We start from the raw sequence: 22,298 nt of genomic DNA on the forward strand, positions 1-22,298 counted from the left end.
GGGGTGCCCGGGTGCGCGGTGAAGCGCAGGCCGGTCACCTCCCGGTGTCGCAGTCGCCGGCGGTGCATCTGCCGGTCCTGTACACCCAGGTCCTGGAAGGCCTGAGGGTGATCGAAAACGGAAGCTACCTGGACGGTACGTTCGGGCGTGGCGGCCATGCGCGCGGCGTGCTGGAGCAGCTCGGTCCGGAGGGCCGCCTGTTGGTCATGGACAAGGATCCCGAAGCCATTGCGGTTGCCGAGCGCGATTTTGCGCCGGATCCGCGCGTGTCCCTTTTCCGTGGCAGCTTCGCCCAGCTGCTGCAGTGGGACGCAACGGCCGCAGGCCTGGACGGCATCCTGTTCGACCTTGGCGTGTCCTCGCCACAGCTGGACGTGGCCGAGCGTGGCTTCAGTTTCGGCAAGGACGGTCCGCTGGACATGCGCATGGATCCGGATAGCGGTGAAAGCGCGGCGCAGTGGATCGCGCGCGCTGCCGACACCGAGATCGCCGATGTGCTGTGGACGTATGGCGAGGAGCGACAGAGCCGTCGCATCGCACGCGCCATCGTCGCCCGACGCCAGAAGCAGCCGTTCGCCCGGACCGCCGAACTGGCCGAGGTCATCGCGTCGGTGATGCCGCGCGGCAAAGACAAGATCCATCCGGCGACGCGCAGCTTCCAGGCCATCCGCATCCACATCAACCGCGAGCTGGCCGATCTCGAGGCCGGCCTGGACGCGGCCGTGGAGCGCCTGAAGCCGGGCGGCCGGCTGGCGGTGATCAGCTTCCATTCGCTGGAAGACCGCATCGTCAAGCAGTTCATGAATCGGCTGGCCAAAGCACCTCCGAGCAACCGTCGCCTGCCGGAACAACAGGTCTTCGTGCCTACGCTGGACCTGATCGGCGGCGCCATCAAGGCCAATGACGACGAACTGGCCGCCAACCCGCGCGCGCGCAGCGCCGTGCTGCGCGTGGCTGAAAAGCGCGAGGTGGCCGGATGAGCCGGCTGGTCCTGATCGTGCTGCTGGCGTGCACCATCGCTTCGGCGATCGGTGTGGTGTTCGTGCGCCATCGCCACCGCCAGACCTTCATCGAACTGGCGCGTGCCGAACGCGTGCGCGACGACCTGAACATCGAGTTCGGTCGCCTGCAACTGGAACAGGCCACCCTGGCCGAGTCCACCCGCGTGGATCGCGTGGCCCGTGAAAAGCTCGGCATGAAGTTCCCGGAAGCGGCCGACGTGGTGGTGGTGCGCCCATGAGCAAGGCCGGCCGCAACCGCTCGCGCAACAGCTTCAACCTGCGCCAGCGCCTGCGCTGGGTGGCGCTGGCGCTGGGGCTGTGTTCGGTTTCGCTGGTCGGACGTGCTGCCTACGTGCAGCTGATCAACAGCGACTTCTACCAGCGCCAGGGCGAAGCGCGTTACCTGCGCGAACTGCCGATCAAGACCTCGCGCGGCATGATCACCGACCGCAACGGCGAACCGGTGGCGGTGTCCACCCCGGTGGCGTCGATCTGGGTCAACCCGCAGGAACTGCTGCGCACGCCCGACCGCATCCCGGAACTGGCCAATGCGGTCAACATGTCGGTGGACGACCTGAGCAGCCGGCTTTCGCAGAAGGCCGACAAGGAGTTCATGTACCTGCGTCGCCGGATCAACCCGGACGAGGCGGAGAAGGTGGTCGCGCTGAAGATCCCCGGTGTCGCCGCGCAGCGCGAGTTCCGCCGCTTCTACCCGCAGGGGGAGGCGATGGCGCATGTGCTGGGTTTCACCAACATCGACGATCGCGGGCAGGAAGGCCTGGAGCTGGCCTTCGACGAATGGCTGCGCGGCGAAGCGGGTGCCAAGCGGGTGATCCGCAACCGCAAGGGCGAAACGGTGGAGAGCGACCTGCTGCGCGCCGCCACGCCCGGCAAGGACCTGACGCTGAGCATCGACCGCCGCATCCAGTTCCTGGCCTACAAGGAACTGCGCAACGCGCTGGTGGCCAACAAGGCCGCCGGCGGCTCGATGGTGATCATGGACGTGGCCACCGGTGAAGTACTGGCGATGGTCAACCTGCCGACCTACAACCCGAACTCGCTGGCCGGCGCGGCCCCGGACACGCGCCGCAACCGCGCGGTGACCGACCTGGTGGAGCCGGGTTCGACGATGAAACCGCTGACCATCGCCTCGGCGTTGCAGGCCGGCGTGGTGACCAAGGACACCCTCATCGACACCAACCCGGGCTACATGGCACTGGGCCGCTTCACCATCAAGGACGTGCCGCGCAACAACGGCGTGCTGACCGTGACGGGCGTGATCACCCGCAGTTCGAACATCGGCGCGGCCAAGGTAGTGGCCAAGCTGCCGGACCAGGTGTTCTACGATTCGGTGCACAAGTTCGGCTATGGCAGCCGGCCGGGCAGTGGCTTCCCGGGTGAGTCCGGTGGGGTGCTGCCGCGCCCGGCCAGCTGGAGCGGTCCGTCGAAAAGCACCATGTCCTATGGTTACGGACTGTCGGTGACCCCGCTGCAGATCGCCACCGCTTACGCGGCGCTTGGCAACGGCGGCAAGCTGATTCCGCCGACCTTCGTCAAGGGCCAGCACAACGAGGCCCGCCAGGTAGTGGATCCCGATATCGCCAGCCAGGTGGTGTCGATGATGGAAACCGTGGTTACCCAAGGCGGCGCCAAGCAGGCGGCAGTGTTGGGTTACCACGTGGCCGGCAAGACCGGCACCGCGCGCAAGGCGGGCCCTGGTGGCTATATCGCCGGGCATTACAACGCGCTGTTCGCTGGCGTCGTCCCGGCCACCAATCCGCGCTTCGCCACGGTGGTGGTGATCAACGATCCGCAGGGCGGCAAGTATTACGGTGGCCTGGTGTCCGCACCGGTGTTCCACAATGTGATGGAGGGCGCCCTGCGCCTGATGGACGTTCCGCCGGACGATATCCAGTCCTGGTTGGCCGCGCAGGAATCCGGCAAGACCGGTCACTCCGCTTCGGTGTTGCCGACACCGCCGGCTGATGCCGTGCTGCCTGCGGATGCGGCGGCCGAATTCGAGGCCGCGTTGCCCACCGCGCAGGCACCGCCGCGTCCGCAGGCAGGAGGCACGCAATGAGCCGGAGCCTGCTGCTGTCCCGATTGCTGCCCGAAGTGGACCTGGCTGGCCACGACACTGCCATTACCGGGCTGGTGATGGACAGCCGCGTGGTGCGTCCGGGCGATGCGTTCGTGGCCATCGCCGGTTTCGGTGCCCATGGGCTGGGCTTCGTCGACCAGGCGCGTGCCGCCGGTGCCGCCGCCATCCTGTTCGAGCCGCCCGCACCGGTTGGGCTGCCTGCACCGGACGACGCCATCGCGGTGCCGGGGCTGCGTGCGCGGATGGGCGCGATGGCCGACCAGTTCCATGCTGCACCGTCCCACGCAATGACCATGGTCGGTGTCACCGGCACCAACGGCAAGACGTCCACGGTGCAGCTGCTGGCCCAGGCCTGGCACCTGCTTGGCACGCGCAGTGGCAGCATCGGCACGCTGGGCGCTGGTCTTTACGGCGCTGTGCAGCCGACCGGCTTCACCACGCCGTTGGTACTGCAGATGCATGAACTGCTGGCGCAGCTCCGTGACCAGGGCGCGCAGGCGGTGGCGATGGAAGTGAGCTCGCACGCCTTGGACCAGGGTCGCGTGGACGCCGTGCATTACGACGTGGCGGTGTTCACCAACCTCACCCGCGACCATCTGGATTACCACGGTGACATGGACGCCTATGGTGCTGCCAAGGAACGCCTGTTCCATCGCGATGGGCTGCGGGCATCGGTGGTCAACCTGGACGATGCCTTCGGCCGCCAGCTGCATGCACGGATTCCAGCCGGCCAACAGGCCGTCGGGGTGAGTTCGCGTGGCGTCGGCGGGGCAAGCGTCCGTGCCCGGGACATCGTGCTGGATGGTCGTGGCCTGGCCTTCGCGCTGGAGATCGACGGGCAATCGGCAGGCGTGCGCTCGCCGCTGCTGGGGCGTTTCAACGTCGACAACCTGCTGGTCGTGGCCGGTACCCTGCATGCGCTGGGGCACCCGCTGCCGACCATCGCATCGGTGCTCGGCAAGCTGCAGCCCATCCATGGGCGCATGAACCGACTGGGCGGGGAGCAGGGACAGCCCACCGTGGTGGTCGACTATGCACATACGCCGGATGCACTCGAACAGGCGTTGTCCAGCCTGCGTGGGCATGTAAGCGGGTCACTGGCCTGCGTGTTCGGCTGCGGCGGCGAGCGTGATGCCGGCAAGCGGCCGCAGATGGCGGCCATCGCCGAGCGCCTTGCCGACCGCGTGATCGTCACCGATGACAACCCGCGCGGGGAAGACGGTGACCGCATCGTCGCCGATATCCTCGCTGGCCTGCGCGATGCCTCCAGCGTGGTGGTACAGCGCGACCGCGCGCGTGCGATCACGCTGGCCATCGGCGAGGCGGCCCAGGGCGATATCGTGCTGGTCGCCGGCAAGGGCCATGAGCCCTACCAGGAAGTTGCCGGTGTGCGGCATGACTTCGATGACACCGTCGTCGCAGCCGCTGCACTGGCGGCGCGGGCCCATGCGGAGGTGAAACCGTGAGGCGCACCCTGCTTTCGCTGATTGCGCACTGGGCTGGTGGCGAGATCCACGGCGATGACGTGGCCATCGATGCGATCAGCAACGATACCCGTCAGATGGCCGCTGGCAGCCTGTACGTCGCATTGCGCGGCGAGCGTTTCGATGGACACGACTTTTCCGCCGATGCGCAGGCGCGCGGGGCCAGCGCGCTGCTGGTCGAGCGCCTGCTGCCGCTGGAGCTGCCGCAGGTGCTGGTCGCCGACAGCGAACTGGCGCTGGCACGCATCGCCGCGGGCATGCAGCGTGGCCGCGCCACCGGCGTGTTCGCCATCACCGGAAGCAACGGCAAGACCAGCGTCAAGACGCTGCTGCTGGGCATCCTGCAGCAGCATGCGCGTGCCGCGCACAAGGTGATGTATGCCAACCCGGGCAACCGCAACAACGAGATCGGCCTGCCGCTGGCGGTGATCGACGCGCCGGAAGATGCTGATTTCGCGATCTATGAAATGGGTGCCGGCAAGCCGGGCGACATTGCCTACCTGACCGACATCGTGCGTCCGCGCTGGGCGCTGGTGAACAACATCGCCGCCGCGCACCTGGAACGGATGGGCAGCCTGCAGGGCGTGGCCACCACCAAGGGCGCGATCTATGCGGCGCTGCCTGCTGATGGGGTTGCGGTCATCAATGCCGACGACGCCTTTGCCGCGTGGTTCGAACAGCATGTGGTCGGCCGGCCGCCACGTTGCCGGGTGCTGCGCTTCGGGCTGGAGCACAGTGCCGACGTGTCGGCCTCTGCGATAACGATCGATGCCAGTGGCAGCCACTTCATGCTGCACACGCCGGCCGGCGACGCGCAGGCGTCGCTGCCGCTCCCCGGCCGGCACAACATCGGCAATGCACTGGCGGCCACCGCGCTTGCGCTGGCGGCCGGCATTCCGCTGCAGGCCATCGTTTCGGCGCTGGCGGTGACCGAGCCGGTACCCGGGCGGCAGATCGCCCATCGCCTGCCCAATGGAGCCGTGCTGGTCGACGACAGCTACAACGCCAACCCCGGGTCGCTGGATGCAGCGATCGGCGCGCTGGCCGGTACCGGCAGCGAAGGCTGGCTGGTGCTGGGTGACATGCGCGAACTGGGGCCCGATGCGGAGGCGTTGCATGCGCAGGCCGGCCAGCGCGCGCGCCAGGCTGGGCTGAAGCGGCTGTACACCCTGGGCGCCCTGAGCGCGGCGGCATCCGCTGCGTTTGGTGATGGCGGCCGACATTTCGCGACCCACGACGCACTGGCGCAGGCACTGCAGGAAGAACTGCATGCCGGCGTGCGTTGTCTGGTCAAAGGTTCCCGTGGCAGTGCCATGGACAAGATCGTCAAAGCGCTGCTGGCGCGAGGAGAGGAAGCCCCCCATGTTGTATGAACTGGCTCGATGGTTGCAGCAGCTGGAGAGCTCGTTCGGGCTGTTCAACTACCAGACGTTCCGCGCCATCCTGGCTGCGCTGACGTCGCTGTTCCTGTCGTTGTGGATGGGCCCGGCAGTGATCCGCAAGCTGGCCCAGTTCAAGGGGGGCCAGCCGATCCGCAAGGATGGCCCGCAAAGCCATTTCTCCAAGGCCGGTACGCCGACCATGGGCGGCTCGCTGATCCTGCTCAGCGTCACCCTGGCAGTGCTGGCGTGGGCGGACCTGGGCAACCGCTACGTGTGGCTGGTGCTGGCGGTGATGATCTGCTTCGGCGCCATTGGCTGGTACGACGACTGGATCAAGATCGTCCGCCGCGATCCGAACGGCCTGAAGTCGCGCTGGAAATACCTGCTGCAGTCCATCTTTGGCCTTGCCGCTGGCCTGTTCCTGTACTTCACCGCCGACGTGCCCTCCGCGCTCACCTTCTACATCCCGATGTTCAAGTCGGTGGCGTTGCCGCTGGCCGGCATCAGCTTCGTGGCCATCGCCTATTTCTGGATCGTTGGCTTCTCCAACGCGGTCAACCTCACCGATGGCCTGGACGGCCTGGCGATCATGCCGACGGTGCTGGTGGCCTGCGCGCTGGGCGTGTTCGCCTACGCTTCGGGCAATACGGTGTTCTCCAGCTACCTGCAGATCCCGCAGATCCCCGGCGCCGGCGAACTGGTGATCATCTGCGCGGCGATAGCCGGCGCGGGCCTGGGCTTCCTGTGGTTCAACACCTATCCGGCCATGGTGTTCATGGGCGACATCGGCGCGCTGGCGCTGGGTGCGGTGCTGGGCACCATCGCGGTGATCGTGCGCCAGGAACTGGTGCTGGTGATCATGGGGGGCGTGTTCGTCATCGAGACACTGTCGGTGATGATCCAGGTCGCCTCGTTCAAGCTGACCGGCAAGCGGGTGTTCCGCATGGCGCCGATCCACCACCACTTCGAACTCAAGGGCTGGCCGGAGCCGCGGGTGATCGTGCGCTTCTGGATCATCTCGGTGGTGCTGGTGCTGGTCGGCCTGGCGACGTTGAAGGTGCGCTGATGAACGACCTGTCCCGCCAGGCAACACGCCTTGAAGCCATCGGAGGCCGCTACGACAAGTGGCTGCTCGGCGCGATCATCGCGCTGACCGGGCTGGGCGTGGTGATGGTGGCGTCCAGTTCGATCGCCCTGATGAGCAGTCCGTTCTATTACCTCAACCGCCATCTGGTGTTCCTGGCCATTGGCGTGGTGCTGGCCTTCGTCGCCATGCGCACCGAGCTGAAGTCGATCGAGCAGTACAACCAGTTGCTGTTGCTGGGCTGCTTCGCGCTGCTGATCGTGGTGTTCATTCCCGGGCTGGGCAGCAGCGTCAACGGCGCGCGCCGCTGGATCAACCTCGGCATCTCCAAATTCCAGACCGTCGAAGCGGTGAAAGTGCTCTACATCGTGTGGCTGTCGAGCTACCTGGTGCGTTTCCGCGACGAAGTCAATGCGACCTGGCCGGCGATGCTCAAGCCGCTGGGGGTTGCCGGTGCGCTGGTGGTGCTGATGCTGCTGCAGCCCGACTTCGGTTCGTCCACGCTGTTGCTGGCGATCACCGCCGGCATGCTGGTGTTGGGCGGGGTGAACATGCCGCGCATGTCCATGCCGATCATCTTCGGCATGATCGGCATGAGCGCGCTGGCGATCTTCGAGCCCTATCGCATGCGCCGCATCACCTCCTTCCTCGACCCATGGGCCGACCAGCAGGGTGACGGCTACCAGCTGTCCAACGCGCTGATGGCGGTGGGACGCGGCGAATGGACCGGGGTCGGCCTGGGCAATTCGGTGCAGAAGCTGTATTACCTGCCCGAAGCGCATACCGATTTCATCTTCTCGGTGACGGCCGAAGAGCTGGGTTTCCTCGGCACCTGCCTGATCATCACCCTGTATGCGCTGCTGGTGGGCCGCACCATGTGGCTGGGCATGCGCTGCGTGGAAATGAAGCGTCACTTCTCCGGCTACATCGCCTTCGGCATCGGCCTGTGGATCAGCATGCAGAGCTTCGTGTCGATCGGCGTGAACCTGGGCATCCTGCCGACCAAGGGCCTGACCCTGCCGCTGATCTCCTCCGGTGGTTCCAGCGTGCTGATGACCTGCGTGGCGATGGGCCTGTTGCTGCGGGTGTCGTATGAGCTGGATCGCGCCGAGCGCCGCCAGGCCGTGCGCATGGGCGGACTGGACGAGGAGGCGGACGTAGCCGCCGATGCAGCGAAGGCTGCAAGGGCGAGTGCGTCGCCGCGTACTGCCGATGCGGCCACGACAGCAGGATCCGTGGCGACCGCACCTGCTTCCACCACGCGCGGTACCAGCCGGCTGCAGACCCGCATCGAGCCGACCTTCGGGAGGCTGGGATGAACATGCCTGCTGCCCAGGCTTCGCAGCGGCCGGTGATGATCCTCGCCGGCGGCACCGGCGGGCACATCTTCCCGGGCCTGGCCGTGGCCAAGGTGCTGCGCGCGCGTGGCATCGCGGTGACCTGGCTGGGTGCGGCCGGCCAGATGGAAACCCGGCTGGTGCCACAGCACGACGTGCCGATCGACACGCTGGACATCGGCGGGCTGCGTGGCAAGGGCAAGCTGGCCCTGCTGGGCGCCCCCTGGCGGTTGTTGCGTGCGGTGCGCCAGGCAGGTTTCCTGCTGCGCGACCGCAACCCGCGGGCGGTGATCGCCTTCGGCGGCTATGCGTCCGGCCCGGGCGGCCTGGCCGCACGCCTGCATGGCCTGCCATTGCTGGTGCACGAACAGAATCGCGCGCCGGGCATGACCAACCGCTTCCTGGCACGTTTCGCCCAGCGCGTGCTGACCGGCTTCCCGGGCAGCTTCGCCACGCGCGAGGAAGCCGTAGGCAATCCGGTGCGCGCGGAGATCGCCGCGATTGCTGCCCCGGAACTGCGCTTCGCCGATCGCCGTGGTGCACTGCGCGTGCTGGTGGTCGGTGGCAGCCAGGGCGCACGCGCGCTCAACAGCGCCGTGCCCCAGGCCGTGGCGGCGTTGGCTGGGCAGCATGCCGTGCAGGTGCGCCACCAGAGCGGTGAGAAGATGCATGCCGAAGCCGTCGAAGCCTACGCCAAGGCCGGCGTCGACGCAGAGATCACTCCCTTCATCGCCGACATGGCCGAGGCCTTCGCCTGGGCCGACCTGGTGGTCTGCCGCTCCGGCGCGTCCACCCTGGCCGAGCTCTGCGCCGCTGGCGTCGGCAGCGTGCTGGTGCCGTTCCCTGCCGCCGTGGACGATCACCAGACGCGCAACGCCGAGTACCTGGTGGAGCGCGATGCCGCGGTCCTGCTGAAGCAGGGCGACACGTTGGTGTCCGGACTCACCGCACTGCTTGGCGAACTGTCCGCGGATCCCGCCCGCCGCATGCAGATGGCGCAGGCCGCGCGTGCGCTGGCCAAAGTCGACGCGGCAGAACGTATCGCCGATATCATCCTCGAGGAAGCTGTATGAAGAATGTGCTGCGCCACCGCGCCGTCACCACGCGAGGTCGCGCATGATCCGCCGCCTGCACGACACCAACGACCTGGTGCGCGCGTTCCCGCGCGTGCATTTCGTTGGCATCGGCGGCACCGGCATGAGCGGCATCGCCGAAGTGATGCTGACGCTGGGCTATGAGGTTTCCGGATCGGACAACGCCGACAACGCGGCGACGCGTCGCCTGGCTGGGCTGGGTGCCCGGATCATGCGCGGCCACTCGGCCGCCAACGTGCTCGGCACCGACTGCGTGGTGGTGTCCAGCGCCATCCGCGAAGACAATCCCGAACTGATGGAAGCGCGCAGCCAGCGCATTCCGATCATGCCGCGTGCGGCGATGCTGGCCGAGCTGATGCGCTTCCGCCGCGGCATCGCCGTGGCCGGTACGCATGGCAAGACCACCACCACCAGCCTGACGGCAGCCGTGCTCAGTGAAGGCGGGCTGGACCCGACCTTCGTGATCGGTGGCCAACTGCTGGCTGCCGGCGCCAATGCCAAGCTCGGCAGCGGCCAGTGGCTGGTGGCCGAGGCCGACGAAAGCGATGGCAGCTTCCTGCGCCTGAACCCGCTGATGTCGATCATCACCAACATCGACGCCGACCATCTTGAAAACTACGGCAACGATTTCGCCCGCGTGCAGGCCGCCTTCGCCGAGTTCCTGCAGCGGCTGCCCTTCTACGGCCTGGCGGTGCTGTGCATCGACGATCCGGAGGTGGCTGCGCTGGCCGCCCGGACCCCGCGCCATGTGATGAGCTACGGGCTCAGCGACCATGCCGACGTGCGGGCCGAGAACGTGGTGCAGGAAGGGGCGCGGATGCGCTTCACCCTGCGCCTGCCGCAGGGCACCAGCCAGGAAGTGGTGCTGGCGCTGCCGGGCACCCACAACGTACTCAACGCATTGGCCGCCGCGGCGGTGGGTTGGCAACTGGGCGTGGCGCCGGACGCGATCGCGCGTGCGCTGCAGGAGTTCGCCGGCGTGGGACGTCGCTTCAACGACCTGGGCGAAGTGACCATCGCCAATGGCGCCACGGTGCGCCTGATCGATGACTACGGCCATCACCCGAGCGAACTGGAGGCGGTATTTGCTGCTGCCCGGGGCGGTTGGGGCGACAGGCGCCTGGTGGTGGCATTCCAGCCGCACCGCTACAGCCGCACCCGCGACCAGTTCGACAAATTCGCAGCGGTGCTGTCCAGTGTCGACGCGCTGGTGCTGAGCGAGGTATATCCGGCCGGTGAAGAGCCCATCGCCGGTGCGGATTCGGAGGCCCTGGCGCGCGCCATCCGTGCACGCGGCCGCGGCGAACCCGTCGTGGTCGGCAAGGCAGTCGAACTGGCGCACGTGCTGCCGGACGTACTGCAGGACGGCGACCTGCTGCTGATGATGGGGGCCGGTGATATCGGTGCCGTCGCCCAGCAGATCGCCACCGACGGCTTCAGCATGGGGGGCGGGCAATGAGTGACTTCGCTTTCCCGGCGTTGCGAGGCACCGATCCGGCCGTTTTCGGACGCGTCGCGGTGCTGCTGGGCGGTACCTCCAGCGAACGCGAGGTATCGCTGGATTCCGGCCGCAACGTGCTCGAAGCGCTGCAGGCGCGTGGCGTCGACGCCTTCGCCATCGACGGCATCCCGGCACTGGCCAGGGCGCTGGTCGCCGGCGAGGTCGATCGCGTGTTCAACATCCTCCACGGCCACAACGGCGGTGGCGAGGACGGCATCGTGCAGGGGCTGATGGAGGCGTTCGGCGTCCCGTATACCGGTTCGAACGTACTGGGCTCGGCGCTGAGCATGGACAAGATCCGCACCAAGCAGGTGTGGCTGTCGCTGGGCCTGCCGACCCCGCAGTACCGCAAGGTCACGGCAGGGGACGTACATGCCAATGCCGCCGAGATCGGCCTGCCGGTGGTGGTGAAGCCGGCCAATGAAGGTTCCAGCGTAGGCATCAGCCGCGTATTCGATGACTCCGGCCTGGATGACGCGGTGGCGTTGGCCACCCGCTACGACGGCCAGTTGCTGATGGAACAGATGGTGGTCGGCGACGAGCTGACCGTCGGCATCCTGGGCGACGTGGCGCTCCCGTCGATCCGCATCGTGCCCAAGGGCCAGTGGTACGACTACGACGCAAAGTACATCGCCGACGACACCCAGTACCTGTGCCCGGGCCTGGATGGCGCGGACGAGGACGAAATCCGCCGCATCGCGCTGGCTGCATTCCATGCCGCCGGTTGCCGGGGATGGGGCCGCGTCGACGTGATGCGCGACCGCGAAAGTGGCCGCTTCTTCCTGCTGGAGGTGAACACCGCGCCCGGCATGACCAGCCATTCGCTGGTGCCGAAGGCGGCCGGCCAGGCGGGCATCGGCTTTGAAGAGCTGGTGTGGCGCGTGCTGGAACAGACCCTGGAGGCATCGCACGCATGAACGCGGTGCTGCGCATCTTCGTCTGGCTGTTGGCCCTGTCGGTGGTGGCGCTGCCGGTCGTGGCCGTGCTCAACGGCTGGGTCGGCGCCGAGCGCTGGCCGCTGGCGAAGCTGCGCGTGCACGGTGAGTTCAAGCGCGTGCCTGCCGAACAACTGCAGAAGGTACTGCTGCCGTATGCGCACGCCGGTTTCTTCGCGGTCAGGCTGCAGGATGCCCAGGACAGCATCGAGCGCCTGCCATGGGTGGAAAGCGCGCGCGTGCGCAAGCAATGGCCGGACGTGCTGGAAGTGACCCTGGTCGAACACAAGCCGTTCGCACGCTGGGGCAGCGACCGCCTGTTGTCAGAGCAGGGCAAGCTGTTCCCCACGCCGAAGAAGCTGGCCGACCTGCAGTTGCCGGAGCTGGATGGCCCGGACAGCCAGACCGAAGAAGTAGTGGCCCTGTACAACGATGCCCGCGCACTGTTCGCACCGGCCGGGCTGGACGTTTCCCGGCTCAGCATGGACGCGCGCGGCAGCTGGTCGCTGCTGCTCAGCAATGGCACCGAAGTCGTGGTCGGTCGTGATGACGCCCGCTCACGCCTGCAGCGCTATGTGCGCGTGTTGCCGCAGTTGGCCAGCCAGGCTGCGCCGATCGAACGCGCCGACCTCCGATACACCAATGGTTTCACCCTCAGTTGGGGCAAGCCGCCGGCCGACGCGCCGAAGAACACGCAGGAAAGGACATGAATCGCAAGGGTGATAAATCGCTGATCGTCGGCCTGGACATCGGCACCTCCAAGGTGGTGGCGCTGGTGGGCGAGTATTCGCCGGGCAATCCCATCGAGGTGATCGGGATCGGCTCGCATGAGTCACGCGGCCTCAAGCGTGGCGTGGTCGTGGACATCGAATCGACCGTGCAGTCGATCCAGCGCGCGGTAGAGGAAGCCGAGCTGATGGCCGGCTGCGAGATCCGCTCGGTGTATGCCTCGATCTCCGGCAACCACGTGCAGTGCAAGAACTCGCCGGGCATCGTGCCGATCCGCGACGGGGAAGTGACCTGGGGCGACCTGGATCGCGTGCTCGACGCGGCCAAGGCGGTGGCGATCCCGGCCGACCAGAAGATCCTGCATGCGATCCCGCGTGAGTACGTGCTGGACGATTCACAGGAAGGCATCCGCAACCCGGTCGGCATGACCGGCGTGCGCCTGGAGGTGCACGCGCACCTGGTGGTGTGCGCGCAATCGGCGGCGGCCAACATCAGCAAGTGCGTGCAGCGCTGCGGGCTGGTGGTGGATGACCTGGTGCTGTCCTCGCTGGCCTCCAGCGTGGCGGTGCTGACCGCCGACGAGCGCGAACTGGGCGTGGTGCTGGTGGACATGGGCGCAGGCACCACTGATATCGCGGTATTCGTGCAGGGTGCGATCTGCCATACGGCCTCGCTGCCGATCGCCGGCGACCATGTCACCAATGACATCGCGCACATGCTGCGCACGCCGACCCCGGAAGCCGAGCAGATCAAGGTGCGCTATGCCTGCGCGCTGGCCCAGCTGGCCACGGCCGAGGAGAGCATCCAGGTGCCGAGCGTCGGCGACCGGCCACCGCGTCGCATGCCGCGCCACGCCCTGGCGCAGGCGGTGCAGGGCCGTTACGAGGAAATCTTCGAGATGGTGCAGGCCGAACTGCGCCGCTCCGGTTTCGAGGAGCTGGTGCGCGCCGGCATGGTGCTCACCGGCGGTGCTTCCAAGATGGAAGGCGTGGTCGAACTGGCCGAGGAAATGCTGCAGATGCCGGTCCGCATCGGTATCCCGCAGCACGTCACCGGGCTGGGCGAAGTGGTGGGCAATCCGGTGCATGCCACCGGCGTAGGGCTGCTGCTGATGGGCAGCCAGATCGAGCATCCGCGTCGGCCCTCGCTGCCGACCGGGCGCGCCGGCAGCATGTTCAAAAAGCTGAAGACCTGGTTCCGAGGCGAATTCTGACCGCGGTAGCGCCGAGCCATGCTCGGCGGCATGGAACGGCGACACGCACACCGCAACAGACAACAAGCAGCAAACAACAAGCAACAAGCAGCAAGCAACAGGCAACACATCGCAACAACAAACCAAAACAGCCGCGACGGCGGCATGCAGCGGAAGGCAGGACGCCTCTCCCACCCATGCCAAAGGAAGCGGATACAACCGAGGACACGGACATGGCGCATTTTGAATTGATTGAAAAGATGGCACCCAATGCGGTGATCAAGGTCGTTGGCGTGGGCGGTGGCGGCGGTAACGCCGTGGCGCACATGGTCAACTCAGCGGTGGACGGGGTGGAGTTCATCACCGCCAACACCGACTCGCAGGCCATCCAGAACTGCGGTGCGAAGCTGCAGCTGCAACTGGGTACCAATGTGACCAAGGGCCTGGGCGCAGGCGCGAACCCGGAAGTGGGCCGCCAGGCCGCACTGGAAGATCGCGAACGCATCATGGACGCCCTGCAGGGCGCTGACATGGTGTTCATCACCGCCGGCATGGGCGGTGGCACCGGCACTGGTGCCGCACCGGTAGTGGCGCAGCTGGCCAAGGAAATGGGCATCCTGACCGTCGCGGTGGTCACCAAGCCGTTCCCGTTCGAAGGCCGTCGCCGCATGCAGGTGGCGCTGAAGGGCATCGAAGAGCTGAGCCAGCACTGCGACTCGCTGATCACCATCCCCAACGAGAAGCTGATCACCGTGCTGGGCCGCAACGCGACCATGATCCAGGCCTTCCGCGCTGCCAACGACGTGCTGCAGGGCGCCGTGCAGGGCATCGCCGACCTGATCGTGCGTCCGGGCCTGATCAACGTCGACTTCGCCGACGTGCGCACCGTCATGTCCGAAATGGGCCTGGCGATGATGGGTACCGGCACTGCCCGCGGCGACGACCGTGCGCAGGCCGCCGCCGAATCGGCGATCCAGAACCCGCTGCTGGACGATGTGAACCTGGCAGGTGCCAATGGCATCCTGGTCAACATCACCGCCGGTGCGGACTTCACCATGGCCGAGTTCGACGAGATCGGCCGTACCATCGATGGCTTCGCTTCCGAAGATGCCACCGTGGTCGTGGGTACCGTGCTGGACCCGGACATGCAGGACGAAGTGCGTGTCACCGTGGTCGCCACCGGCCTCAACCGTGTCGCCGCCGGCAAGGGCCAGCGCCCGGGCGAGCGTGCGCCGATCAAGCTGGTACGCAATGCCACCACCGGCCAGCCGGAATTCTCCGATTTCGACAATGGCGGTGATGCCGTGTCCAAGGCGGTAGGTGGCGTCGGCCTGGGCCTGCGCCGTGCCAGCAGCGACAGCGTGGCGGCCTCCTCGCCGGCCGCGTCCGCCCCGGCCTCCGGTGCCACGGCGACGGCTGAACTGCCCAACGATTACCTGGACATCCCGGCGTTCCTGCGCCGCCAGGCGGACTGATCGCCGCCGCCGGGGTTGTCCTCCCCGGTGATCGGCACCATGTCCCTGCAACACAGGCGCCGGGCCAGGATGGGCCCGGCCGCCCTGTCATCGCGACTGTCTCCTCAGCGCGTCGGCTTGCCCTGCGGGATGGTCCAGCAGGTCGCTCAGCCGGAAGAGGGGGTGCCGCGTGTTAATCTGTCTCATCCCCCGGGGCAGGCCATCGCGGCCCGCCGCATGCTTCTGGTCACCCCATGATCCCGCAACGTACCCTCAAGAACACGATCCGCGCCACCGGCGTTGGCCTGCACAGCGGCGACAAGGTCTACATGACCCTGCGTCCGGCGCCGGTCAACCATGGCATCGTGTTCCGTCGCGTGGACCTGGATCCGGTCGTGGACGTGCCGGCAAAGGCCGAGCTGGTCACCGAGGTCACCCTGTGCACCGGCCTGACCTGCAACGACGCCAAGATCCAGACCGTCGAACACCTCATGTCGGCATTGGCCGGCCTGGGCGTGGACAACATCATCGTCGAGCTGTCCTCGGCTGAACTGCCGATCATGGATGGCTCGTCCGGTCCGTTCGTGTTCCTGCTGCAGTCGGCAGGCATCATCGAACAGGACGCTGCCAAGCGCTTCATCCGCGTGCTGAAGACGGTGGAAGTCACCGACGGCGACAAGGTCGCGCGCTTCGATCCGTATGAAGGCTACAAGCTGGGCTTCACCATCCAGTTCGACCATCCGATGATCCCGGCCAAGCAGTCACGGCAGGAAATCGAGTTCTCGACGCTGGCCTACACCAAGGAAATCTCCCGCGCACGGACCTTCGGTTTCATGCGTGACCTGGAGTACATGCGCGAGCGCAACCTGGGCCTTGGCGGCTCGATGGACAATGCCATCGTGCTGGACGAATTCCGCGTGCTCAATGAAGACGGCCTGCGCTATGCCGATGAGTTCGTGCGCCACAAGATCCTTGACGCGATCGGCGATCTTTACCTGGCCGGTGGGCAGGTGCTGGGTGCCTACGAAGGCTTCAAGTCGGGCCATGCGTTGAACAACAAGCTGGTGCGCGCCCTGATGGCGGACGTGACCGCCTGGGAGTGGGTCAGCTATGACACGCCCGCCGCCAACGAGCCGGTGGCCTACGGTACGCCGGCGTACGCCTGACAAGTACTGTTGAATCAGCAAGTTGACGCCGCCTCCGGGCGGCGTTTGCGTTTTTGCCGGCCTGCCAGCGGGGAACACTGCGATGGGAAGTGGTCCTCACTGGCATGAACCCGCTCTGCCAACAGACTGAACTTAACATTTAAATAACAAAACCCTAACGACTGCTGGACCTTACGCCGTTAGGATGCCCCACGGTCCTCGCAAATGTTTCACGCCACTTCCACGGAATGTTGGCGCTGCGGGGAAGCGGAGCCGGATGCTCCGCTGTCATCAGGATCTGGACGGTTTCGTGTCCTGGAGGCAAGCCAAGGCGTCGCGTAGCCCTTTGTGCGTGGCGGCTGAAACTGCGTGGGGTCCGTTCTGGTTGTCGAGCGCTGGGGAGCGTGGTGGAGCGGGGGACGCAGTCTTGATGGTCACCTTGGTGGCCTTCAGCCCGATGGACCGGGCCGCGTCGATCAACTGGGTTTCGGCAAGCCTCAGCTTGGCGTGCCAGACCGGGGATTCGACGAGAAAAACGAGGTGTTCGTCGCTCACATTCGCCAACCGGCAACGGGTGCGCAGGGTGGGTGGCAAATGGGGGCGCAATTGCCGGTCCAGCGAATCGAGCCACAGGGCTCGGCGCAACGGGTTACCGGATTTGTCCGCCATGACCGCATCAAGCGCCGGCTTCGGCGCGGAGGCGGGACGAACGCTGGATTTCGGCTCAGACATGAAAACTCACTGATGGCATTCAAAAAGATCGTAATCAAAACGCGTGATGGAAAGGCAAAAACGCCCCTCGCGCGTCTGCGTTTTTACTTCGAAGACCGACCCCGCGCCCTGCTTGGCAGCGTGTTGGGCATGGGTTGCATTATCGGCCTTGCCGGCGGAATGGGGGCCAACGCGTTCGGCGACTCCCGCCTGCAGGACAAGGTGGCGCAGCAGGAGCGTGAACTGGCCCAGGTCCGGCTGCAGTCGCAGACCCAGGTCAACGCCCTGGCCGCGCGTCTTGGCGAACTGCAGGCGCAGGCCACCCGGCTCAATGCGCTGGGCGAGCGCCTGACCCAGATGGGCAAGCTGGAGGACGGCGAGTTCGACTTCCAGGAAACCCCCGGCCTGGGTGACGGCGATGCCGGCGGCCCGACCGTGGATATCCCGGTCAAGGACGTCAACGCCGACTTACAGGTGCTGGAGCAGCGCTTCGCTGCTTCAGGCCGCCAGTTGTCGGTGATGGAATCGCTGATGTTCGACCACCAGCTGCAGCAGAACGCCGTGCCTTCGCGCATGCCGATCCGCAACAGCTACGTGACCTCCGGCTTTGGCACCCGCGCCGATCCGTTCGGCCGCGGTGCCGGCAACCACAAGGGCATCGACTTCCACGCAAAGGTGGGCGACCCGGTGATGGCGGTGGCCGACGGCGTGGTCAGCTTCGCCGGTGTGAAAGGTGGCTATGGCAACGTGGTCGATGTCGATCATGGCAACGGCTACGTGACGCGATATGCGCACAACTCCCGCCTGGTGGTGAAGGCGGGCGACCTGGTCCGCGCCGGCCAGCAGGTGGCCAAGGCCGGTTCCACGGGCCGTTCCACCGGTGCTCACGTGCATTTTGAAGTCTGGGAAAGCGGCCGGGTGGTCAATCCGCGCAAATTCCTCGGCGACGGCGGCAACACGCCGGTGGGTCGCGTCTCACGCGGCTGATCGCCCCGTAGCACCGGACCATGCCCGATAGCCTGTAGCGCCGGGCCATGCCCGGCGAGCGCAGCGGCGCCCTCCGCGCGGTACTTTGCCGAACGTGGCCGGCATCCCGCCGAGCATGGCTATGCCGGTCGTCCTGACCGGCACCCTGCGGGCCGTCGCAAGCGACGTTGGCAGCGGCTCCTGCCGCCGCCTTCGGCGCTACCGCACCGCCCTGCGAACCGCCAAGCGCTTGAAACTCCGCGCGCCCATCCCAAGTTACAATGGGTGATGCCATCGACGGGGCGCTGGGCGCCCCGTTTCGTTTGCGGCGGACGGATTCCAGCTGGAGCCGTGCGGCGTTCACCTGACAAACGGTTCCCTAATGATCAACAGCCTGCTTACCCGCGTTTTTGGCAGTCGTAATGAACGACAGCTGCGCCAGCTCAACCGCATCGTCGCCAAGGTCAATGCGCTGGAGCCGGAGATGGAGAAGCTCAGCGATGAGCAGCTCCAGGCCAAGACGCCGGAACTGAAGCAGCGCATCGCCGACGGTGAAGCCCTGGACAAGGTGCTCCCGGAAGCCTTCGCCGTCTGTCGCGAGGCCAGCCGCCGCGTGCTCGGCATGCGCCATTACGACGTGCAGCTGATCGGCGGCATGGTGCTGCACCTGGGCAAGATCGCCGAGATGCGTACCGGTGAAGGCAAGACCCTGGTGGCAACCCTGCCGGTGTACCTGAACGCGCTGGAAGGCAAGGGCGTGCACGTGGTCACGGTGAACGACTACCTGGCCCGCCGCGACTCGGCGCAGATGGGCAAGCTGTACAACTGGCTGGGCCTGAGCGTGGGCGTGGTGTACCCGGGCATGCCGCATGGCGACAAGCGCGAGGCCTACGACAGCGACATCACCTACGGTACCAACAACGAATTCGGCTTCGACTACCTGCGCGACAACATGGCGCTGTCGCGGGCGGACCGTTACCAGCGCGGCCTGAATTACGCCATCGTCGATGAGGTCGACTCGATCCTGATCGACGAAGCGCGCACCCCGCTGATCATCTCCGGCCCTGCCGACGATTCCCCGGAGCTGTACATCCGCGTCAACCGCGTGGTGCCGAACCTGGTGAAGCAGGAAAGCGAAGAGGCCGAGGGCGACTTCTGGGTCGACGAGAAGGGCAAGCAGGTGCACCTGTCCGAAGCGGGCATGGAGCACGCCGAGCGGCTGCTGGTGGAAGCGGGCATCCTCGACGGCGAGACCGAAGGCCTGTACGCCGCGCAGAACCTGACCGTGGTGCACCACCTGAATGCCGCGCTGCGCGCGCATGCGATCTACCAGCGCGACGTGGATTACATCGTGCGCGACGGCGAGGTGGTGATCGTCGATGAGTTCACCGGCCGTACCCTGGCCGGCCGCCGCTGGTCCGATGGCCTGCACCAGGCGGTGGAAGCGAAGGAAGGCGTGCCGGTGCAGCGCGAGAACCAGACGCTGGCCAGCATCACCTTCCAGAACCTGTTCCGCATGTACAACAAGCTGTCCGGCATGACCGGCACGGCCGATACCGAAGCGTTCGAGTTCCAGAGCATCTACAACCTGGAAGTGGTGGTCATCCCGACCAACCGGCCGACCATCCGCAAGGATTCGCCGGACCAGGTGTTCCTCAACCGCCAGGGCAAATTCAATGCGGTGCTGGCCGATATCCAGGACTGCAACAAGCGGGGCCAGCCGGTGCTGGTCGGCACCACGTCGATCGAAACGTCGGAGATGCTGTCCGAACACCTGGCCAAGTCCGGCGTGCACCATGAGGTGCTGAACGCCAAGCAGCATGACCGCGAAGCGACCATCGTCGCCAACGCCGGCCGCCCGGGTGCGGTGACCATCGCCACCAACATGGCCGGCCGCGGCACCGATATCGTGCTTGGCGGTTCGCTGGAAACCGAGCTGCACGAACTGGGCGAAGAGGCTACCGAGGCGCAGCGCGCCGCCGCCAAGGCCGAATGGCAGATCCGCCACGACGCGGTCAAGGCCGCTGGCGGCCTGCACATCGTGGGCACCGAGCGCCACGAATCGCGTCGTATCGACAACCAGCTGCGTGGCCGTTCGGGCCGCCAGGGCGATCCGGGTTCGTCCCGTTTCTACCTGTCGCTGGAAGACAACCTGATGCGCATCTTCGCCTCCGACTGGGTGCAGAAGGCCATGCGCATGATGGGCATGAAGGAAGACGACGTCATCGAAGACCGCATGGTCAGCCGCCAGATCGAGAAGGCGCAGCGCAAGGTGGAAGCGCACAACTTCGACATCCGCAAGAACCTGCTGGACTTCGACGACGTCAACAACGACCAGCGCAAGGTGATCTACGCCCAGCGCGATGAACTGCTGGACGCCGAATCGGTGAAGGACAACGTCGACGGCATCCGTGACGATGTGATCTTCGACATCGTCGCCCGCTTCGTGCCGCCGAACTCCATCGACGAACAGTGGGACCTGCAGGGCCTCGAAGCCACGTTGCAGTCCGAATTCGCGCTGGACATGCCGCTGGTCGAGCTGGTCAAGGCACACGAAGAACTGGATGCCGAGGGCATCGCGCAGAAGGTGCAGGAGCGCGTCAACCAGCACTTCGACGAGAAGGAAGCCGGCGTCGGTGCCGAAACCATGCGCGCGCTGGAAAAGCACGTGATGCTGACCGTGCTGGACCAGAGCTGGAAGGAACATCTGGCGCGCATGGATTACCTGCGCCAGGGCATCTACCTGCGCGGTTATGCGCAGAAGCAGCCGAAGCAGGAATACAAGAAGGAAGCGTTCGAACTGTTCTCGGACATGCTGGAGAACGTCAAGCGCGAAGTGGTGACCCTGCTGTCGCGCGTGCGCATCCGCAGCGACGAGGAAGTTGCCGCGCTGGAAGCGGCAGAACGCCAGCAGGCCCAGGCGCGCCTGGACCAGTCGCAGTTCCAGCACCAGGATGCCGGTGGTTATGGCGCCGACGAGGAGGCCGCGCAGGTGCAGGCGGCCCGGCAGGGGGGTGTCGCGCAGGTACAGCGCGATGAGCCGAAGATCGGCCGCAACGATCCTTGCCCCTGTGGCAGTGGCAAGAAGTACAAGCACTGCCACGGCCAGTTGAGCTGACCCAGGAACGCCCCGCCAACGCGGGGCGTTTTCTTTTCGCCGTCCCGACAGGGGCATTGCGCCAGTGGCGTGGTATTGGGCATCCTGCACCCATGCCTCCCCCGAAACGATCGATCCACGTCGTGGCCGGCGTCATCACCGACGCCCGTGGCCGCATCCTGCTCAACCGCCGTACCGAGAACCGGGACATGGCCGGCCTGTGGGAGTTCCCGGGCGGCAAGCGCGAATCCGGTGAAAGCTCCGAACAGGCGCTTGCGCGTGAACTGCACGAAGAGCTGGGCATCGAGGCTGAGATCGGCGACTGGCTGATGGACGTGCCGCAGTTGTATCCGGACAAGCACCTGACCCTGGAAGTGCGGCATATCCGCAGCTGGAAAGGCACGCCGCGTGGCCGCGAGGGCCAGGCGATCGCCTGGGTGGCGCCAGACAAGCTGTCGCGCTATTCCATGCCGCCGGCGGACCTGCCGGTCGTGGCAGCGTTGCGGCAGCCGGACCGCTACCTGATCACGCCCGCCCCCGCCGACGAGGATACCGACCAGCTGCAATGGCACGAACGCCTGTTGCAGGCGGTAGCCGGTGGCCAGCAGCGCGTCCAGTTACGGCTGCCGGATGGCCATCCACAGCGCAGGCAACTGATCGAAACGGCGTTGCGCAGCGTACGGGGGCCGATGCAATGGCTGCTCAACCGCGATATCGAACTGGCCCGCAGCCTGGGCGTGGGCGTGCACCTGGGCAGTGAGCAACTGGCCACGCTGCAGCAGCGTCCGTTGCCCGCAGGCCAGCTGGTGGCCGCTTCGTGCCATGACCTGGCGCAGCTGCAGGCCGCCCAGCAACTGGGGTGTGATTTCGTCGTGCTGGGCCCGGTGCAGTCCACCGCCACCCATCCCGGCGCCACCCCGATGGGCTGGGACAGCTTCGCTGACCTGCGCGCACGGGTGGCATTGCCGATCTATGCGCTGGGCGGTCTTGGCGCGGCCGACATCGGCACCGCCCGCCGGCATGGCGCGCAGGGGGTCGCAGCCATCCGTGGGCTGTGGCCGGAGTGACCACCTGACCGGGCGGCC

18 protein-coding genes are annotated in these 22,298 nt (G+C 66.6%); 17 read left to right on the forward strand and 1 reads right to left on the reverse strand.

What is annotated here, in order from left to right:
• Positions 1–11: 11 nt before the first annotated feature.
• From rsmH to lpxC, 14 genes are all read left to right on the forward strand, one after another.
• Positions 12–980: a 16S rRNA (cytosine(1402)-N(4))-methyltransferase RsmH gene (gene rsmH, locus H4O11_RS13550; RefSeq protein WP_182340073.1), complete on the forward strand. Its 969-nt coding sequence runs from the start codon at positions 12–14 to the stop codon at positions 978–980.
• The gene (ftsL, locus tag H4O11_RS13555) at positions 977–1,240 is read left to right on the forward strand and encodes a cell division protein FtsL (protein WP_182339961.1); all 264 of its coding nucleotides are present in this window, start codon (positions 977–979) and stop codon (positions 1,238–1,240) included. The genes rsmH and ftsL overlap by 4 nt, the downstream gene beginning before the upstream one ends.
• A complete protein-coding gene (locus H4O11_RS13560; RefSeq protein ID WP_182339962.1) occupies positions 1,237–3,081 on the forward strand; it encodes a peptidoglycan D,D-transpeptidase FtsI family protein in 1,845 nt (614 codons plus the stop codon). Before ftsL ends, H4O11_RS13560 begins: the two co-directional genes overlap by 4 nt.
• Positions 3,078–4,568 (forward strand): UDP-N-acetylmuramoyl-L-alanyl-D-glutamate--2,6-diaminopimelate ligase, encoded by a 1,491-nt coding sequence (locus H4O11_RS13565; protein WP_182339963.1) that lies wholly within the window; start codon positions 3,078–3,080, stop codon positions 4,566–4,568. Before H4O11_RS13560 ends, H4O11_RS13565 begins: the two co-directional genes overlap by 4 nt.
• The gene (locus H4O11_RS13570) at positions 4,565–5,959 is read left to right on the forward strand and encodes a UDP-N-acetylmuramoyl-tripeptide--D-alanyl-D-alanine ligase (RefSeq protein WP_182339964.1); all 1,395 of its coding nucleotides are present in this window, start codon (positions 4,565–4,567) and stop codon (positions 5,957–5,959) included. The genes H4O11_RS13565 and H4O11_RS13570 overlap by 4 nt, the downstream gene beginning before the upstream one ends.
• Positions 5,949–7,034, forward strand: a complete 1,086-nt coding sequence (mraY, locus tag H4O11_RS13575; RefSeq protein WP_182339965.1) for a phospho-N-acetylmuramoyl-pentapeptide-transferase — start codon at positions 5,949–5,951, stop codon at positions 7,032–7,034. Before H4O11_RS13570 ends, mraY begins: the two co-directional genes overlap by 11 nt.
• A complete protein-coding gene (gene ftsW / locus H4O11_RS13580) occupies positions 7,034–8,371 on the forward strand; it encodes a putative lipid II flippase FtsW (RefSeq protein WP_182339966.1) in 1,338 nt (445 codons plus the stop codon). The genes mraY and ftsW overlap by 1 nt, the downstream gene beginning before the upstream one ends.
• 2 nt (positions 8,372–8,373) lie before the next feature.
• Complete coding sequence (murG, locus tag H4O11_RS13585; protein ID WP_182340074.1) at positions 8,374–9,462, forward strand: undecaprenyldiphospho-muramoylpentapeptide beta-N-acetylglucosaminyltransferase; 1,089 nt, start codon at positions 8,374–8,376, stop codon at positions 9,460–9,462.
• 43 nt (positions 9,463–9,505) lie between these two features.
• The gene (gene murC, locus H4O11_RS13590; protein ID WP_182339967.1) at positions 9,506–10,942 is read left to right on the forward strand and encodes a UDP-N-acetylmuramate--L-alanine ligase; all 1,437 of its coding nucleotides are present in this window, start codon (positions 9,506–9,508) and stop codon (positions 10,940–10,942) included.
• The gene (locus tag H4O11_RS13595; RefSeq protein ID WP_182339968.1) at positions 10,939–11,901 is read left to right on the forward strand and encodes a D-alanine--D-alanine ligase; all 963 of its coding nucleotides are present in this window, start codon (positions 10,939–10,941) and stop codon (positions 11,899–11,901) included. The genes murC and H4O11_RS13595 overlap by 4 nt, the downstream gene beginning before the upstream one ends.
• On the forward strand, positions 11,898–12,629 hold the full coding sequence (locus tag H4O11_RS13600; RefSeq protein ID WP_182339969.1) for a cell division protein FtsQ/DivIB: 732 nt from the start codon (positions 11,898–11,900) through the stop codon (positions 12,627–12,629). Before H4O11_RS13595 ends, H4O11_RS13600 begins: the two co-directional genes overlap by 4 nt.
• The gene (ftsA, locus tag H4O11_RS13605) at positions 12,626–13,861 is read left to right on the forward strand and encodes a cell division protein FtsA (protein WP_182339970.1); all 1,236 of its coding nucleotides are present in this window, start codon (positions 12,626–12,628) and stop codon (positions 13,859–13,861) included. The genes H4O11_RS13600 and ftsA overlap by 4 nt, the downstream gene beginning before the upstream one ends.
• Positions 13,862–14,073: 212 nt before the next feature.
• Entirely contained in the window at positions 14,074–15,315 is a 1,242-nt protein-coding gene (ftsZ, locus tag H4O11_RS13610) for a cell division protein FtsZ (RefSeq protein WP_182339971.1), read from the forward strand.
• Between the two features lie 233 nt (positions 15,316–15,548).
• Complete coding sequence (gene lpxC / locus H4O11_RS13615; protein WP_182339972.1) at positions 15,549–16,460, forward strand: UDP-3-O-acyl-N-acetylglucosamine deacetylase; 912 nt, start codon at positions 15,549–15,551, stop codon at positions 16,458–16,460.
• 270 nt (positions 16,461–16,730) lie between these two features.
• Here the strand turns inward: lpxC and H4O11_RS13620 are convergent, their stop codons facing one another.
• Positions 16,731–17,171, reverse strand: a complete 441-nt coding sequence (locus tag H4O11_RS13620) for a DciA family protein (protein WP_182339973.1) — start codon at positions 17,169–17,171, stop codon at positions 16,731–16,733.
• A 12-nt stretch (positions 17,172–17,183) separates the two neighbouring features.
• Between H4O11_RS13620 and H4O11_RS13625 the strand changes: the two genes are divergently transcribed.
• From H4O11_RS13625 to H4O11_RS13635, 3 genes are all read left to right on the forward strand, one after another.
• Entirely contained in the window at positions 17,184–18,137 is a 954-nt protein-coding gene (locus H4O11_RS13625; RefSeq protein WP_182339974.1) for a M23 family metallopeptidase, read from the forward strand.
• 361 nt (positions 18,138–18,498) lie between these two features.
• The gene (secA, locus tag H4O11_RS13630; RefSeq protein ID WP_182339975.1) at positions 18,499–21,234 is read left to right on the forward strand and encodes a preprotein translocase subunit SecA; all 2,736 of its coding nucleotides are present in this window, start codon (positions 18,499–18,501) and stop codon (positions 21,232–21,234) included.
• 92 nt (positions 21,235–21,326) lie between these two features.
• The gene (locus H4O11_RS13635; RefSeq protein ID WP_182339976.1) at positions 21,327–22,280 is read left to right on the forward strand and encodes a Nudix family hydrolase; all 954 of its coding nucleotides are present in this window, start codon (positions 21,327–21,329) and stop codon (positions 22,278–22,280) included.
• Positions 22,281–22,298 lie beyond the last annotated feature (18 nt).

This window comes from Stenotrophomonas tumulicola (genome assembly GCF_014117215.1).
Classification (GTDB): domain Bacteria; phylum Pseudomonadota; class Gammaproteobacteria; order Xanthomonadales; family Xanthomonadaceae; genus Stenotrophomonas; species Stenotrophomonas tumulicola.

Coding starts and splice junctions, on each gene's coding strand:
- ftsL (WP_182339961.1), top strand. CDS start 977: ATGAGCCGGCTGGTCCTGATCGTGCTGCTGGCGTGCACCATCGCTTCG.
- H4O11_RS13560 (WP_182339962.1), top strand. CDS start 1,237: ATGAGCAAGGCCGGCCGCAACCGCTCGCGCAACAGCTTCAACCTGCGC.
- H4O11_RS13565 (WP_182339963.1), top strand. CDS start 3,078: ATGAGCCGGAGCCTGCTGCTGTCCCGATTGCTGCCCGAAGTGGACCTG.
- mraY (WP_182339965.1), top strand. CDS start 5,949: ATGTTGTATGAACTGGCTCGATGGTTGCAGCAGCTGGAGAGCTCGTTC.
- ftsW (WP_182339966.1), top strand. CDS start 7,034: ATGAACGACCTGTCCCGCCAGGCAACACGCCTTGAAGCCATCGGAGGC.
- murG (WP_182340074.1), top strand. CDS start 8,374: ATGCCTGCTGCCCAGGCTTCGCAGCGGCCGGTGATGATCCTCGCCGGC.
- murC (WP_182339967.1), top strand. CDS start 9,506: ATGATCCGCCGCCTGCACGACACCAACGACCTGGTGCGCGCGTTCCCG.
- H4O11_RS13595 (WP_182339968.1), top strand. CDS start 10,939: ATGAGTGACTTCGCTTTCCCGGCGTTGCGAGGCACCGATCCGGCCGTT.
- H4O11_RS13600 (WP_182339969.1), top strand. CDS start 11,898: ATGAACGCGGTGCTGCGCATCTTCGTCTGGCTGTTGGCCCTGTCGGTG.
- ftsA (WP_182339970.1), top strand. CDS start 12,626: ATGAATCGCAAGGGTGATAAATCGCTGATCGTCGGCCTGGACATCGGC.
- ftsZ (WP_182339971.1), top strand. CDS start 14,074: ATGGCGCATTTTGAATTGATTGAAAAGATGGCACCCAATGCGGTGATC.
- lpxC (WP_182339972.1), top strand. CDS start 15,549: ATGATCCCGCAACGTACCCTCAAGAACACGATCCGCGCCACCGGCGTT.
- H4O11_RS13620 (WP_182339973.1), bottom strand. CDS start 17,171: ATGTCTGAGCCGAAATCCAGCGTTCGTCCCGCCTCCGCGCCGAAGCCG.
- H4O11_RS13625 (WP_182339974.1), top strand. CDS start 17,184: ATGGCATTCAAAAAGATCGTAATCAAAACGCGTGATGGAAAGGCAAAA.
- secA (WP_182339975.1), top strand. CDS start 18,499: ATGATCAACAGCCTGCTTACCCGCGTTTTTGGCAGTCGTAATGAACGA.
- H4O11_RS13635 (WP_182339976.1), top strand. CDS start 21,327: ATGCCTCCCCCGAAACGATCGATCCACGTCGTGGCCGGCGTCATCACC.